The organism is Aeromonas sp. 9A (assembly GCF_963900955.1).
Lineage (GTDB): Bacteria > Pseudomonadota > Gammaproteobacteria > Enterobacterales > Aeromonadaceae > Aeromonas > Aeromonas salmonicida.
The window spans coordinates 498654-513506 of the sequence record NZ_CAWRFG010000001.1 but is presented as its reverse complement, the minus strand read 5'-3'; the positions used below and the strand labels follow the sequence as shown (position 1 = coordinate 513506).

Sequence of the window (14853 nt, the reverse complement as noted above, 5' to 3'; positions counted from 1 at the left end):
CGGCGTTTGATCCCCGCCAAACCTTGCCTTGTGGGCGGTTGCGCGTTAGATTCAGCCCAACTTTATACAATATACAATTTTGTAACGATTCCCCTGTGACCCGACCATGACCCCACCCTACAAGACCCGAACCCAGATGGTGATGGAGAACCTCCGCGGCCGGATCCTGCGTGGGGAGTTTGCCGCCGGCGCCCCTCTTCGTCAGGATGCCATCGCCAAGGAGCTGGCGGTGAGCCGCATTCCGGTGCGCGAAGCTCTGATGCAACTGGAGGCCCAGGGACTGGTGAAATTCGAGGCCCACCGCGGCGCCGTGGTCACCATGCTGGACGCCTCGGCCATCGAGGAACTCTTTTATTTGCGAGCCCTGCTGGAAGCCGATACCCTGTTTCACGCCGTCGACCTGATGACGGAGGAGACCTTTGCCAAGGCAGAGGCCATCCTGGCCCAGTTTGATCAGGCGCTCGAGTCAGGCACCCAGATCGAACACTGGGCAGAGTTGAACCACAGTTTTCACGCCACCCTCTATCAGGCTGCCGGTCGCCCCCAGGCGCTGGAGCTGATTGCCCAGATCAATCTGAGCTGTGACCGCTATGTACGCTTCGAGCTGCTGTTTGCCAGCGACGGAGTGGACAAGGCCGAACGTGAGCACGCCCAGTTGCTGGCGCTGTGTCGCGCCCGCCGCAAACACGAGGCTGTGGTGCTGCTCAAACAACATATCGAGGCGGCTGGCCAGTCGATCAAACGGATCCTGGACAGCGGCCACAACCACTGAACACTCACATCACTACAATCTGGCATTAACGACATGAATCATTTCGAGATTATTGAAACCCGCGTCGCCCAGGTCAGGGCCGCTCTGGCCATTCAAGAGCTGGACGCCTTCATAGTCCCCCACGATGACGAGCACCTGGGCGAATACATTCCCGCCTACGCAGAGCGTCTGGACTGGATCACGGGTTTCAACGGCTCCGCCGGGCTCGCCATCATAATGGCGCAGCGGGCGGCCCTGTTCATCGACGGTCGTTACACGGTGCAGGCCCGCATGCAGGCACCGGCCGAGCTATTCGAGTTTCTTCATCTGAACGAAGATCCCCATGTGCAGTGGCTGGCTGAACAACTGCCGTCCGGCTCCCGGGTCGGCTTTGACGCCCGCCTGCACAGCCTGGCCTGGTATCAACACGCCAAGGCCCTGCTGACCGAACGCGGCATCGAGCTGGTACGGGTCGATGAGAACCCCATCGACCTGCACTGGAGCGATCGCCCCGCGCCGACCAAAACCCCGGTCATTCTCTACAGCGAAGAGCTGGCAGGCCAGTCGAGCCAGGCCAAGCGCGAACTGCTGGCCACAGACCTGCGCAAGCGCGGGCTGGATGCCGTACTGCTGACCCAGGCCGAGCCCATCAACTGGCTGCTCAACCTGCGTGGCCGTGACGTGGAGCGTCTGCCGGTAGTGCTGGGTTTTGCGGTGCTCTACGCCAACACCAGCATGGATTTCTTCGTCGACACCGACAAGATTGACTGCATCGCCTTCTCCAGACATGTGGGACAGGATGTCTCCGTCTACCCCATCGACAAGCTGGGTGACGTGCTGCAACGCATTGGTGAAAACCAGCAAAGAGTACTGGCCGACCCCAACACGGCCAACGCCTGGACCCAGCTCATCATGGAAGAGGCAGGCGCCATCCTGGTGGCCGGTCAGGATCCGACCATGCTGCCGAAGGCGTGCAAGAACCCGGTGGAGCTGGCCGGTATGCAACGCGCCCACCTGCGTGACGGCGTCGCCGTTACCCGTTTCCTCGCCTGGCTGGATCGGCTGATCGCCTCCGGCGAATTCGAGGGGGTGGATGAAGGCACCCTGGCAGATCAGCTGGAAGCCTTCCGTCACGAGCAGGAACACTACGTCGAGCCGAGCTTTGACACCATTTCGGCGCTGGGGCCCAACGCCGCTATGTGCCACTACCGTCACACCAACGGCACACCACGCCCCTTCGGTCAGGACAGCATCTATCTGGTGGATTCCGGTGCCCAGTATCTGGACGGCACCACTGACATCACCCGCACCGTCAAGGTGGGTGAGGTGACTGACGAGCACAAGGCCATGTTTACCCGGGTGCTGCAGGGCCATATCGCGCTGGATCAGGCCCGCTTCCCGCGCGGTACCGCCGGCATCCAGCTCGACGTGCTGGCCCGCATGCCCCTGTGGCAGGCGGGTTACAACTATGACCACGGCACAGGCCATGGTGTCGGTCACTTCCTGAGCGTGCACGAAGGCCCCCAGCGCATCGCGCCCAAGGGGAGCCTGGTGGCGCTGCAACCGGGCATGGTGCTCTCCAACGAACCGGGTTACTACCGGGAAGATGCGTTCGGTATCCGCTGCGAAAACCTGGTGGTCGTGACCGAACAGGAACAGATGGGCGAACTGGCGATGCTGGGCTTCGAGCGCCTGACTTATGTGCCGTTCGATACCCGCCTCATCGATCGCAGCCTGCTGAGCCCGGCCGAGTTCCGCTGGATCAACGAATACCATGTCGAGGTGTTCCGCCGCCTGAGCCCCCTGCTGGAGGGCGAGGATCTCCTCTGGCTGGAACAAGCAACCAGCCTCATCTGATGACACAGGGCCTGCGGGCCCTGTTTTTTGCCTCCCGTCTTGACCTGTATCAACACCCAGTCCCCTCAGGTCAGGACAATGACCGCCATGAAACCCCATGATCCCGACTCAATGCACAGCACTCGTACCAGCAAGGTACCCGAGCACCCCAGGCTCAAGCGGGAGCAGCAAACGGTCAGCGCCATGATCCGCCTCTACTGCCACCACCACCATCAGGATCCCGCCTGTCGGCACTGCCAGCAGTTGCAAGCCTTCGCCCACCAGCGACTGCGGCGCTGCCGTTATGGTCACGGCCACAAACCGACCTGCGCCAACTGCCACATCCACTGCTATGCCCCCGCCATGCGCAAGCAGATCCAGCAGATCATGAAATGGAGCGGTCCGCGCATGCTGTGGCGTCACCCCTGGCTTGCAATCCGTCACCTGCTCGACCGCTGGCACAAGACTCCCAGATTGCCCAACAGCAGACCATTGCCACCCTAGTCGCTCATTCCCGATTCATCTTGCTGTTGCTAGAATGCGGACTCTCGGCTTTACGGAGGATAGAGATGGACTGGCTTATCCGCTTGCGTCAGCGCCGTGCACTGACTAGTTATCTGAAAATGGCTGTGGTCCTGGTCAAGGCATATGGCCCACAAGAGCAGTACAGCGCAGGTCAATTGCTGACCCAGGCGTTGCGGTACAAGCTGCGGACCCGCTGGCTGAGCTACTACTTTGCCCTCTACCGACATGAAACAGACCCGCAACTGGTCGAATCATGGCAGCTGAATCAGCACAGCCTGTCACTGTTGCGCCAAGAGCTGGCTGAGAGCCTGTTCCAGGGGAAAAATGCGTTCACTGCCCTGGATGTGTACCGGCTGAACAACTGCACATCATGGCATGGCGGCACAGACCGCAAAGTACAAACACCAGGCGCCACCTTCCGCCAATATTGACCCCGGAGTCCCGATGCATACCCCACCCATTCTGCGTGTCGCCACCCACGCCGACATGCACGCCATCTGGCAGATAGACGTCAACATCTTCGGGGAGGATGTCTATCCAGGCTTCTTCTTTCGCCAGGCCATGGATCTCTGGCCCGAGCTGCTGCTGGTGGCCGAACTGGATCGCAAGCTGCTTGGCTATGCCCTGGGTGGATTGGGACAGGATCGGTCGCAAGGCTGGCTGCTCTCCCTGGCTGTGTTGCCCGAGGCGCGTGGCTTCGGTCTCGCCGAGCGCATGATGCTGCAGCTGGAGCAGGCACTGACCCAGGTGTTGGTCGAACGGGTCAGACTGACGGTGGATCCGGCCAATCCGGCCAAACGCCTCTACTTTCGACTCGGTTATCAGCAAGTTGCCGAGGAGCGCGACTATTTCGGTCCGGGTGAAGATCGCCTGCTGCTTGAAAAAAGCCTCGGCTAATCCCGCTGCAGGCGTCGCCTCCCGCCAGTAAGCCTCATAATTGGTTACACTTTGCTGGTTTCATGCTCAATCCGGTTGGCGTAAAGTTGCACTCACTGACCGAATTAACCAGATTAGATGCTTGCCCAGGAGGCCCACCATGTTGAAACGTATGACCCTTATCGCCTTGTTGGCCGCCACCACTGCCACCACCCTCAGCGGCTGTGCCAACAGCGATGTCTACTCCGGCGATGTCTACACCAAGGATCGTGCCAAGCAAGTCCAGACAGTGAGCTACGGCACCATACTCTCCACCCGCCCGGTCAAGATCCAGGCCGATGAGAACTCTCTGGTCGGCACCATAGGCGGCGCCGTGGTCGGTGGCCTGCTCGGCAGCACCATTGGTGGTGGCCGGGGCAGCGACATCGCCGCCGCAGGGGGTGCCATCGCAGGTGCCGCCGCCGGTAAAGCTGCCGGCGACAAGCTCAATCAGGTTGACGGCGTCGAGCTCGAGATCAAGAAAGAGAACGGCGAATCCATCGTGGTGGTGCAAAAAGCCAGCCCCACCTTCGTACCTGGCGCTCGGGTACGCATGACCCAGGGCAACGGCAGCATCAACGTGGCAGTGGTGAACTAAGTACCAACCACCAAACGCCCACGAAAAAGCCCTCGCACTGCGAGGGCTTTTTTTATCGTGTTTTCCAGCCAGGGTTACTGACGGATCAGGCGGAAGATGGCGTAGCCCGGATGCTTGGCATCGTCCATCGGCAGCGTGGACTTGTACTCCAGATCCGCGCCGGCCAGTTGTTTGGCCTCCTCGCGGGGAGAGGAGTAGAGCCGCACGTCCACGTTGGCGGGCAGGGCCTTCATGTGCCAGTTGTTGTTGGCCGCCGGGCTGAAACCACCCGGGTTGTCGGCAGACTGGGCCTTCAGGTACTGGGCAATGATCTCCCGCGTCTCGAAGGGATCTTCATGCACTATGTTGCTGCCGTCTATGCCCGGGAAGTGGCCGCCACCGCTGGCGCGGTAGTTGTTGGTCACCACGTAGAACTTCTGGGCCGGGTCAATGGGCTGGCCGTTGAAGGTGAGTGCACTGATGCGCTGGCCGTCGCTGACCTTGTCCCCTTCCTTGTTGTAACGGGCCGGCTGGGTGATATCTACTTCATAGTTCACGCCATCGATCACATCGAAGTTGTAGGTGGGGAACTTCTCGTTCACCAGCCACTGCACCTCTGTCTTGCCGGTGTCGATCTGGTTGAACTGACCGGCGCTCATTTCCAGCCACTCCTTGACGGTGGCTCCGTTCACTTCGACCACCTGCAAGGTGTTCGGATAGATATAGAGGTCGGAGACGTTGCGCAGGGAGATGTCGCCCTGGGCCACATAAGTGAAATCATTGATGCCGTTGCGACCGCCACGGAAGGGGGCCGCCACCGACAAAATGGGGTAGGACTCCTTGAGCAGACCGTCTTGTTGCAGCTGTTCGGCATAGCGGCGCTGGGCATCGCTCACCAGTTGCACCGAAGGGTCGTCCTGTACCAGAGCGAAGAAGCTGTGGATGGAGGAGGTGATCTTGCCGAGCGGTTCATCCAGCCACTGGTTGGTGGCATCGTGATCCGCCTGCACCAGATCGACGACCCGCTGATCCACGGCGCTGCCTTCGCTGGAATCGATCTTGCGCAGGCTGGCCTGGCTTTGCTTCACCTGCCACTTGCCCTCAACCTGCTCCAGGGTGAGGTCTATGATGCCCAGATGGTTGCCCCAATAGCCTGGCATCACGGTCGGCACGCCGCTCAGGGTGCCGGCCTGGTTGTCCACCTCCGGCAGATCCGGGAAATCACCGGGGAAGTTCTTGTGGGCATGCCCCAGCATGAGGGCATCTACCCCTTTTACCTTGGCCAGGTGCCAGGCGGAGTTCTCCATCATGGCTTCGTAGCTGCTGGCGTTGATACCGGTGTGGGCGACCACGACCACTATGTCGGCGCCCTTGGCACGCAACTCGGGCACATAGTGGTTGGCGGTCTCGACCATGTCGGCCACCACCACCTTGCCTTCCAGATGACGCTTGTCCCACTGCAGCACCTGCGGCGGGGTCAGCCCCAATATCCCCACCTTGACGGTCTGCTCCTGCCCCTTGTCATCCTTCACCTTGCGCTCCAGCAGCAGGTAAGGGGTGAACTTGTTGCCACTCCAGTCTATTTGCCCCTTTGCATCGCGCTTGAAGGCGCCCGCCTCGAACACGTTGGCGTTCACATAGGGGAACTTGGCACCCTGCAGTGTCTTGGTGAGGTAATCCAGCCCGTAGTTGAATTCGTGGTTGCCCAGGTTTCCGGCGTCATAACCCAGCTCGTTCATGGCCTTGAACACGGGGTGGGCCTGCTTGTCGAGGTAACCGGCGCCCGATTGCTCGAAGATGTAATCCGCCAGCGGCGTGCCCTGGAGCAGGTCACCGTTGTCGAGCAGCAGGTTGTTGGGGTTTTCCGAGCGCGCAGCACGGATCAGCAAGGCGGTACGGGAGAGGCCAAATTTGCGATCTTCCTTGTTCTGGTAGTAATCGTATCCCAGCACATTGGAGTGGATATCGGAGGTCTGGATCAGACGCAGGGCAACCGCGCCCGGTTGCGTCTTGCTGTCGTTTTCATTGCTACAGGCAGACAACAGCACTATGGCTGCAATAGCACCCAGCTTCATGGTTTTATTCACTGTTTTTTCCCTTTTATTATGAGTGTCGCTTTACCAGCGACGGGAATTTAACAGACGAATATGTCATGGCATGAAGCCGGGATTAATTTTTATGAGGTGTGGCACAAAAATAGCCTTATGAGGCCAGCAAGGCCCCGCTCGCCAGTTGCAATGCCAACCCCAACATGATTAAACCAACAATAGTATCAATAGCTTGCTGCACCCGGCCCCGTGCAAGCCAGGGCGAGAGTGCGGCCGCACCAAAGGCGAGACTGTAGAACCAGACCAGGGAAGCCAGCATGGCCCCTGCCGCAAAAGCCGGGCGCAACGGTTCGGCAAACTGGCTGCCAAAGGAGCCGAGCAGCATCAGGGTATCCAGATAGACATGAGGATTGAGCAGGGTCACCCCGAGCGTCATGGCCAGCACGCTCTTGACCCCCATCAGCCGGGGTGAATCCACCAGCGCAGCCCCCTGCCCTTGCCAGGCACTGCGCAGGGAGCGAATGCCGAACCAGCAAAGAAACAGCACACCACCCCAGGTCAGCAGCGCCAGCCCGATGGGACTGGCTGCCAGCAGGTTGGCCCCGCCGAATACCCCAATCCCGATCAGGATGAGATCACACAGACAGCAGAGCGTCGCAGCCAGCAGATGGTGATTGCGATGTATGCCCCGGCTCAGCACGAAAGCGTTCTGGGCACCGATGGGAATGATCATGGCAAGGCCAAGGGTGAAGCCTTGCAGAGTGGTCGCGAACATGGATAAACCGTCCAGAAGAGTGAGTGGACGGCACTATAAAGGGCGGTGGGGTGTTCAGAGAAATTCATTAATCTGCTGAGTGATTCATTTCTCTAATCAAGCGGGATCCTGAGGGCAGGGATGAATTCCATCCGGCACCAACTGTCAATTGCATGATCTGACAATTGTGAGCCTGTCGCTCTGCCCCGAGAATCATTGGGTTTTATTGCATCAGCTTGGGGAAGTTGGTGACAACGACCTGCTCCAGATTGGGCAGCAAAATGCCACTGCTCACCCCCTTGGCGATGGCCTGGTAGCGATTCATCGACCCCGTTTTACGGGTGACCTGATTGAGGTGGTAGTTCACGGTACGTTCCGTGATCCCCAGGATGCAGGCAATTTCACCCGACGTTTTCCCTTCGCTGGCCCAGAACAGGCATTCGGTCTCACGGTCAGTCAGGGCCTCCTGAGGGTCATCTTCCCGCAGACTGACCCGCACAATCCGGATCGCCGCCTCGAAGATGTAGTTGGACATCCAGGAGAGGATGGGCGAGGACTCCAGCAGCAGATCGCTTGACGCCCGCTCGGCAGTGATGAACGACAGTATGCCGTTTTCCCCCGCCGCACCGTGCAGCGGAAACGAAATACCGTTTCGCAGCCCGAACTCCGCCGCCAACCCCATCACATCCAGACTGCCCTCTTGCAGAAAACGCGCCCGTTCATCCAGTCGGTTCCAATAAATGGGCAAGGTCTGCTTGCGGGCCAGCTGAATGATGGGATCACAGGCCAGCATATGGTTGGCCGTATAGGCCTGCACCCAGGAGTCAGGGCACTGATTGAACAGCACCACCTTGGGCCTTTGCATCGACATGGGAATGATCAGTGCGAACCGATAGTAGTCATAGCCCATACCGAGCGTGAATCGACCGATCAACTCGGCCAAACGATCCCCGTCTGTTACCGAAGTGAAATGTTCGAGGTACTCAAGCAGTTGGTCTTGTTTCATATGCTAGCCCCCCTGGCCAGGGCCTCGATTATAGCGCCGAACACTGAAATGGAGACATCTGAATGCTTGTTTTCAAAGGAAAATTAAAAGAACACCCCAGATGGGAGGTAGAAAACGAGCTTTATCGCTTCCGTAATCGCGTCTTCTCCGATCGTCTCGGCTGGGATGTGGAGTCTCACCGTGGTCTGGAGCAGGACAGCTTCGACACCCCGGACACCCATTGGGTGCTGATCGAGGACGAAGAAGGCCTGTGCGGCTGCATCCGTCTGCTCAGCTGCGCCCAGGATTACATGCTGCCCAGCATATTCCCCACCGCTCTCGCCGGGGAGATGGCACCACGCAGCAGCGATGTGTGGGAACTGACCCGCCTCGCCATCGACGCCAACCGGGCGCCGCGCATGGGCAACGGGGTGAGCGAGCTGACCTGCGTCATCTTCCGCGAGGTTTATGCCTTCGCCAGGGCGAAGGGGATCCGGGAACTGGTCGCCGTGGTCAGCCTGCCGGTGGAGCGTATCTTCCGCCGTCTCGGCCTGCCCATAGAGCGACTCGGTCACCGTCAGGCTGTGGATCTGGGTGCCGTGCGCGGGGTCGGAATCCGCTTTCATCTGGATGAACGTTTCGCCCGTGCCGTCGGCCACCCCATGCAGGGCGAGTATGCCGATGCCAGGGAACTGGTCACCGAGTAAACGCCACATAAAAAAATCCCGGGATAAGGCCCGGGATTAAAAGTTCTCGCTATGGCCCGTTTCCACCCCATGCAAAAACGGACGCAAAAGAGTATCTCCTGAATACCTTTTGACCACCACTGTCACATCTCGCAGTGACAAACCCGCTTTCACCCCGCACACCACGCCAGCCGTGCCTCTCGGCGATCCGGTCAGAGTTTCGTTGTCGTCCTGCCGTCACTCCAGTAGCATCTCTTCTCAATACCCTCTCTGATAAGGAATGCTGATGAAGGCGTTGGACTACAAGCTGCTGCTGGCGCTGGATGCCGTGATGCAGGAGCAGAACTTCGAGCGCGCCGCCCAGCGCCTGCACATCACCCAGTCCGCCATCTCACAGCGCATCAAGCAGCTGGAACAGCAGTTTGCCGAGCCGCTGCTCATTCGCAGCCAGCCACTGCAGGCGACCCCTCTTGGCCAAAAGCTGCTGGCCCACTACCGCCAGGTGCGCCAGCTGGAACTGGAGCTGGCCGGCGAGATCGCGCCCGACGAACCACAGGCCCCGATCCGGGTCAGCATAGCGGTCAACGCCGACAGCCTCGCAACCTGGTTCCTGCCAGCCCTCGCACCTCTGCTGGAGCAGCACCCCATAGAGCTGAACCTGCTGGTGGATGACGAATGCCGCACCCTGGATCGGGTACGCGAGGGTCAGGCCTTCGGTGCCGTCAGCCTGCACGGCCAGCCACTGGCGGGCTGCTGCGTGGACGAGCTCGGCGAGATGCGCTACCTGCTCACCGCCAGCCCCGCCTTCGTCGCCCGTCACTTTCCCGCCGGGCTCACCCCGGCGGCGCTGGCAAAGGCACCGGCGGTGGCCTTCGATCAGCGCGACGACATGCATGTGAGCTTCATGGCGCGCCACTTCGGGCTGGAACCCGGCGGCTATCCCTGCCACACGGTGCGCTCGTCAGAAGCCTTCGTCGCCATGGCCGAGCAGGGACTCGCCTACTGCCTCATCCCGGAACTGCAGATCCGCCAGCAGCTGGCACAGGGGAGACTGCTCGATCTCAGCCCGTCACATCACCTCATCGAGCGCCTCTACTGGCACCGCTGGTTACTGGAGCGCGGGTTGCACAAACGGATCTCCCAGCGTCTGATCAGCGAGGGGCGCCGCGCACTGCAACCCGGTTGACGGGGCCATTCACCTTGGCTTTGGAGGGGTAAAAACGTATAGTGCTGGGCGATCCTTCATCAGGTCTCCACCCAGTTTTTCCACTTCAGGTTCCTCACTTATGTTCCAAGACAATCCGCTGCTGGCCCAGCTCAAGCAACAAATCCGCGAAAACATCCCCAAGAAAGAGGGTGTTATCCGCGCCTCGGACCGGGGCTTCGGCTTTCTGGAAGTCGATGAGAAGACCAGCTATTTCGTGCCGCCCCCCTACATGAAAAAGGTGATGCACGGTGACCGGGTGAGCGCCCTGATCCGTACCGAAAAAGAGAAGGAAGTGGCCGAACCGGATGCCCTGCTGGAGCAGGCAGTGACCCGTTTCGTCGGTCGCGTCAAAATGTTCCGTGACCGCCTCAACGTGGTGCCGGACCATCCGCTGATCAAGGATGCCATCAAGGCCCGCGCCAAGAAGGGTCTGGATGAGAAGTCCTTCAAGGAAGGGGACTGGGTGGTTGCGACCCTCAAGCGCCACGCCCTGAGTGATGGCAACTTCTCTGCCGAGATCATCGAAAAGATCGCCGATCAGGAAGACCACAATGTGCCCTGGTGGGTAGTACTGGCTCGCCATAACCTGGCCCAGATAGAACCGGCGGATCTGCCGGAGTGGAAGGTTATCGAGGAAGAGGAGCTGCCACGTACCGACCTGACCGCGACCCCCTTCTTCACCATTGACGGCGCCAAGACCAAGGACATGGATGACGCCCTGGCCATCCGCAAACTGGACAACGGCTGGGAGCTGCTGGTCGCCATCGCCGACCCGACCGCCTATGTGGCCGAAGGCAGTGAGCTGGACAAGGAAGCCGCCCAGCGCGCCTTCACCGTCTACATGCCGGGTCGCAACGTGCCCATGATACCGCGCACCCTCTCGGACGAGCTCTGCTCCCTGAAAGAGGGCGAGGAGCGCAACACGCTCTGCGCCCGCCTGCTGATCGCCGAAGATGGCCTGCTGCTGGAGGAGACTGAGTTCTTCGCCGCCCGCATCATCTCCCATGCCCGTCTCAACTATGACGAGGTCTCCGACTGGGCCGAACAGGGTAAACCTCTCGAGATCGACGCCGGCGTGATGGCCCAGCTGCCGCTGATGAAGGCCATGACGGAGGCGCGGATCAAGTGGCGTACCGAGCACGCCCTGGTGTTCCCGGACAGACCCGACTACGACTTCGAGCTGGGGGAAAATGGCGCAGTGCTGGCCATTCACGTGGAACCGCGCCGCATCGCCAACCGCATGATCGAAGAGTCGATGATCGCCGCCAACATCTGCGCCGGTCGCGTGCTGGGCAAGAGCGTCGGCTACGGCATCTTCAACGTCCACACAGGGTTCGATGAAGAGTCCCTCGACGGCGCCATCGACCTGCTGAAAAGCGCCGAGGCCCCGTTCGAGCGCGACGAGATCGCCAGCCTGACCGGCTTCTGCGCCCTGCGCCGCTGGATAGACAACCTGGACACCCGCTGGCTGGATGGCAAGATCCGCCGCTTCCAGAGCTATGCGCTGATGTCCTCCGAACCGGGTGCCCACTACGGCCTGGGGCTGGATGCCTATGCGACCTGGACCTCCCCGATCCGCAAATACGGCGACATGGTCAACCATCGTCTGCTCAAGGCCGTCATCGCCGGCAAGACACCGGGCGATCGGCCGAGCCAGGAACTGACCGAGCACCTGACCGCCTGTCGTCGCCTGCACCGCATGGTGGAACGCGACATCGGCGACTGGCTCTATGTCCGTTACCTCAAGGCTGCCGCCGGCACCGATCAGGTGTTCAACGCCGAGATCATCGACGTGATGCGCGCCGGTCTCAAGCTGCGCCTGCGCGAAAACGGCGCCGTTGTCTTCATGCCAGCCCGTCACATCCTGGACAACAAGGATCGACTGGAGTGCAACTGGGACAACGGCCGTGTCTACCTGGACAAGACCGAAGTGGTCTATGAACTGGGTCAGGTTATCGAGGTCAAGCTGAGTGAAGCGGTGGAAGAGACTCGCTCCCTCATCGCCAAACCGGCAGTGGAGCTGGTACCAGGCCCGGCACCGGAAGCCCCGGTGGCCGACAGTGCCGTAACCGAGAACACGGTAGCCGAAAGCACTGAGACACCAGCCGAGGCCGCCCCCAAGGCGGAATAAGCCAAGCCTCTACAGCTCGATGCAAAAGCCCGCAACCCTGCGGGCTTTTTTATACCCCTTGTTTATGGCTGGCAGGAAGACGATGCCCTCGCCTTCAGCACCCTTGAGCCAACAGACGAGCGCTCTGATGAGCGGTTGGCCCGACGAGGAGATGGCCAGGAGTGCAATGACCTTCTAGCTGTCATGGCATTGACCGGCTTTGGGACCGGGTTATTCGGAAACCTCACTGACCGCTCGGCGGACGCATGGCTTGCCCCGGAGCCTGCCGACCGAGGAGGTGCGCCCCCTTGGCCACCTGTGGCTTGCTTATTTTTCACACCGGGGATAAGGTGAATACCGCAAACGAACGAACGTTCGCTCATAAATCTTGAACAAGCATAGGGGAAACCGGCCATGTCCATCAATCACAACCGCCTGGAGCAGAGGCGGGAGCTGATCATCCAGGCAGCCCTCGGCTGCTTCATCGAGCGGGGCTTCCACCAGACAGGGATGCGCGACATAGCCGCCGCCGCAGGGGTGAGTCTGGGCAACCTCTATAACCACTTCGCCCGCAAAGAGGAGCTGATCGCGCTGATCGCCTCGCTGGAAGCCGCCGAGTTGCAGCCCCTGCTGGATGAGCTGGATCAGGGCTCCGCCCACGCGGCACTGGCCCGCTTCGCCGCCGGCTATCTCGCCTGGTCGCAGACGCCGGAGAACCTGCTGCTCGGCACCGAGATCCTGGCCGAGCTGACCCGCCACCCCGAGATGGCCGCCACCTTCGCCAGCAACCAGCGCCAGCTGTGCGATGCCCTTGCCAATACGGTACGGCGGGGACAGCTGGAGGGATGTCTGGAGGCAAGACTGGACCCCGCTCTCACCGCCCAACTGCTGCTGGACGGGCTGGAAGGGCAGGCACTGCGCGATGCACTTGCTCTCCATCCGGATCAGCCCTCAACGGCGCAACGACTGCCACAGCTGCTGGACCTGCTGCTGGGACCGGCCAACTGAGACATGGATTCATCTCCTGCGAGGCAAGCCGATCATGACATCGTCATCCAATAGATTGGAGGGACTGGATCTGGCTCGCGCCATGGCCCTGCTCGGCATGGTGCTGGTGAACTTTCGCATCGCCATGGGTGTACTGACAGGCGGACCTGACTGGCTCAAACCCATGCTGGATGCGCTGGAGGGTCGTTCTGCCGCCAGCTTCGTGGTGCTGGCCGGCATAGGTCTCGGTCTCTCGACCCGCAAGCTGAGCTGGCCGACGGCCATGCAGCACACCGCCAAGCGGGCGCTGTTTCTGCTGATCCTGGGACTGCTCAACTATCTGGTGTTTCCAGCCGACATCATCCATTACTACGCCGTTTACTTCCTGCTGGGGGCTTGCTGCCTGCGGTTACCCTCCCTCTGGCTGCTCTCCCTGATCCCCCTGCTGGCAGCGGGCTTCGTCATCCTGCTGTTTCACTTCAATTACGATCAGGGCTGGCAGTGGCACAGCTTCAGCTACCCCGAGTTCTGGACCCTGAACGGCTTCGTCCGCAATCTGCTGTTCAATGGCTGGCACCCTGTGGTGCCCTGGCTGGGCTTTCTGCTCTACGGCCTCTGGCTGAGTCGTCAGGCCCTCGCGAACGCGAGCGTACAGAGATGGCTGCTGGCCGGCGGTGTGGGGGCCATGGTGCTGGCCAGGGGGCTGTCGCTCTGGCTGCTGACACTGTTCCCCCAGCCCGAACTGGCCCCCCTGCTCGCGACCGGGCCCATTCCTCCTGCCCCGCTCTACCTGCTGTTTGGCATGGGGGCGGCCAGCACCCTGATCGCGCTCTGCCTCTGGCTCGGCCGCGCCCTGCCCACTGCTCGCTGGTGGCGAGTCTGGCTGCCGGTCGGACGGCAGACGCTGACACTCTATATCGCCCATATCATGCTCGGTATGGGCGTACTGGAGGGGCTGGGCTGGCTGCAGGGGCAAGATCTGCCCGAAGTGGTACTGGCCGCCACCCTCTTTGCCCTGACGGCTCTGTTGTTCGCCAATCTGTGGAGCCTGCGCTTCGCCAGAGGACCACTGGAGGGGGTAATGCGCCGCTTGTGCGGTTGAATGCAAATCATGAAAAACTGAAAGTGGGTTACAAACCTACTGATTCATTGGCGATTAATGAGCAAATACTATCTATCCATCGTTATCCCTCTCGGATTTTGCATTTCACACATCGACCCGTTTGAATACAAATTAAGTATTCGTGACAGCCATCACATTGACAACGGGTTTGCGCAAACCAAAAAAGGTGACTCAAGTCACACTAAATGAATAATGGCGGCAAGAAAGATCGAAATGTAGCCAAACTACAGAGCCTGAATGTGATCAGGGTCACTACCGAGGGAGGGGGTATGGCTGGGTATTTGAGAGGTGCGTCACAAGACACCCCGTTTTCAGCCTAATTTGATCACAAGCTGGTAGATTGAAGTTG

14 protein-coding genes are annotated in these 14853 nt (G+C 60.4%); 11 read left to right on the top strand and 3 right to left on the bottom strand.

Annotation, left to right across the window (positions count from 1 at the left end):
* Positions 1-106 precede the first annotated feature (106 nt).
* The 6 genes from AACX78_RS02495 (at position 107) to AACX78_RS02470 (ending at position 4625) form a co-directional block, all read left to right on the top strand.
* The gene (locus AACX78_RS02495; protein ID WP_021139462.1) at positions 107-772 is read left to right on the top strand and encodes a GntR family transcriptional regulator; all 666 of its coding nucleotides are present in this window, start codon (positions 107-109) and stop codon (positions 770-772) included.
* 33 nt (positions 773-805) lie between these two features.
* Positions 806-2608 carry an aminopeptidase P family protein gene (locus AACX78_RS02490; protein ID WP_021139463.1) on the top strand — a complete coding sequence of 601 codons (1803 nt, stop codon included), beginning with the start codon at positions 806-808 and terminating at the stop codon, positions 2606-2608.
* A gap of 78 nt (positions 2609-2686) precedes the next feature.
* Entirely contained in the window at positions 2687-3091 is a 405-nt protein-coding gene (locus tag AACX78_RS02485) for a nitrous oxide-stimulated promoter family protein (RefSeq protein ID WP_407704397.1), read from the top strand.
* A 65-nt stretch (positions 3092-3156) separates the two neighbouring features.
* Positions 3157-3543 (top strand): DUF6559 family protein, encoded by a 387-nt coding sequence (locus AACX78_RS02480; RefSeq protein WP_159165292.1) that lies wholly within the window; start codon positions 3157-3159, stop codon positions 3541-3543.
* A 13-nt stretch (positions 3544-3556) separates the two neighbouring features.
* Positions 3557-4009: a GNAT family N-acetyltransferase gene (locus AACX78_RS02475; protein ID WP_159165291.1), complete on the top strand. Its 453-nt coding sequence runs from the start codon at positions 3557-3559 to the stop codon at positions 4007-4009.
* Between the two features lie 139 nt (positions 4010-4148).
* Positions 4149-4625, top strand: coding sequence for an outer membrane lipoprotein (locus AACX78_RS02470; protein WP_005315904.1), 477 nt, complete (start codon positions 4149-4151; stop codon positions 4623-4625).
* 74 nt (positions 4626-4699) lie between these two features.
* On the opposite strand, the gene AACX78_RS02465 is transcribed toward AACX78_RS02470, so the two are convergent.
* From AACX78_RS02465 to AACX78_RS02455, 3 genes are all read right to left on the bottom strand, one after another.
* The gene (locus AACX78_RS02465; protein WP_201302926.1) at positions 4700-6679 is read right to left on the bottom strand and encodes a bifunctional 2',3'-cyclic-nucleotide 2'-phosphodiesterase/3'-nucleotidase; all 1980 of its coding nucleotides are present in this window, start codon (positions 6677-6679) and stop codon (positions 4700-4702) included.
* A 127-nt stretch (positions 6680-6806) separates the two neighbouring features.
* The gene (gene lysE, locus AACX78_RS02460) at positions 6807-7427 is read right to left on the bottom strand and encodes an L-lysine exporter (RefSeq protein WP_059113733.1); all 621 of its coding nucleotides are present in this window, start codon (positions 7425-7427) and stop codon (positions 6807-6809) included.
* A 202-nt stretch (positions 7428-7629) separates the two neighbouring features.
* A complete protein-coding gene (locus AACX78_RS02455; RefSeq protein ID WP_005315931.1) occupies positions 7630-8412 on the bottom strand; it encodes a LuxR family transcriptional regulator in 783 nt (260 codons plus the stop codon).
* Between the two features lie 62 nt (positions 8413-8474).
* Here AACX78_RS02455 and AACX78_RS02450 point away from each other — a divergent pair, with 62 nt between their 5' ends.
* The 5 genes from AACX78_RS02450 (at position 8475) to AACX78_RS02430 (ending at position 14483) form a co-directional block, all read left to right on the top strand.
* Positions 8475-9098 carry an acyl-homoserine-lactone synthase gene (locus tag AACX78_RS02450; protein ID WP_058394881.1) on the top strand — a complete coding sequence of 208 codons (624 nt, stop codon included), beginning with the start codon at positions 8475-8477 and terminating at the stop codon, positions 9096-9098.
* 265 nt (positions 9099-9363) lie between these two features.
* Entirely contained in the window at positions 9364-10263 is a 900-nt protein-coding gene (locus AACX78_RS02445) for a LysR family transcriptional regulator ArgP (protein ID WP_159165289.1), read from the top strand.
* 100 nt (positions 10264-10363) lie between these two features.
* Positions 10364-12415, top strand: a complete 2052-nt coding sequence (locus AACX78_RS02440; protein WP_087757103.1) for an exoribonuclease II — start codon at positions 10364-10366, stop codon at positions 12413-12415.
* Positions 12416-12808: 393 nt separating this feature from the next.
* Positions 12809-13402: a TetR/AcrR family transcriptional regulator gene (locus AACX78_RS02435; RefSeq protein WP_159165288.1), complete on the top strand. Its 594-nt coding sequence runs from the start codon at positions 12809-12811 to the stop codon at positions 13400-13402.
* Positions 13403-13436: 34 nt separating this feature from the next.
* Positions 13437-14483 carry a DUF418 domain-containing protein gene (locus AACX78_RS02430; RefSeq protein WP_159165287.1) on the top strand — a complete coding sequence of 349 codons (1047 nt, stop codon included), beginning with the start codon at positions 13437-13439 and terminating at the stop codon, positions 14481-14483.
* Positions 14484-14853 lie beyond the last annotated feature (370 nt).

Bases quoted from the DNA above. Each gene is read 5' to 3' on its own strand.
- lysE (WP_059113733.1), bottom strand. From the start codon at position 7,427: ATGTTCGCGACCACTCTGCAAGGCTTCACCCTTGGCCTTGCCATGATC.
- AACX78_RS02455 (WP_005315931.1), bottom strand. From the start codon at position 8,412: ATGAAACAAGACCAACTGCTTGAGTACCTCGAACATTTCACTTCGGTA.
- AACX78_RS02450 (WP_058394881.1), top strand. From the start codon at position 8,475: ATGCTTGTTTTCAAAGGAAAATTAAAAGAACACCCCAGATGGGAGGTA.
- AACX78_RS02445 (WP_159165289.1), top strand. From the start codon at position 9,364: ATGAAGGCGTTGGACTACAAGCTGCTGCTGGCGCTGGATGCCGTGATG.
- AACX78_RS02485 (WP_407704397.1), top strand. From the start codon at position 2,687: ATGACCGCCATGAAACCCCATGATCCCGACTCAATGCACAGCACTCGT.
- AACX78_RS02440 (WP_087757103.1), top strand. From the start codon at position 10,364: ATGTTCCAAGACAATCCGCTGCTGGCCCAGCTCAAGCAACAAATCCGC.
- AACX78_RS02490 (WP_021139463.1), top strand. From the start codon at position 806: ATGAATCATTTCGAGATTATTGAAACCCGCGTCGCCCAGGTCAGGGCC.
- AACX78_RS02480 (WP_159165292.1), top strand. From the start codon at position 3,157: ATGGACTGGCTTATCCGCTTGCGTCAGCGCCGTGCACTGACTAGTTAT.
- AACX78_RS02465 (WP_201302926.1), bottom strand. From the start codon at position 6,679: ATGAAGCTGGGTGCTATTGCAGCCATAGTGCTGTTGTCTGCCTGTAGC.
- AACX78_RS02430 (WP_159165287.1), top strand. From the start codon at position 13,437: ATGACATCGTCATCCAATAGATTGGAGGGACTGGATCTGGCTCGCGCC.
- AACX78_RS02475 (WP_159165291.1), top strand. From the start codon at position 3,557: ATGCATACCCCACCCATTCTGCGTGTCGCCACCCACGCCGACATGCAC.
- AACX78_RS02470 (WP_005315904.1), top strand. From the start codon at position 4,149: ATGTTGAAACGTATGACCCTTATCGCCTTGTTGGCCGCCACCACTGCC.
- AACX78_RS02495 (WP_021139462.1), top strand. From the start codon at position 107: ATGACCCCACCCTACAAGACCCGAACCCAGATGGTGATGGAGAACCTC.
- AACX78_RS02435 (WP_159165288.1), top strand. From the start codon at position 12,809: ATGTCCATCAATCACAACCGCCTGGAGCAGAGGCGGGAGCTGATCATC.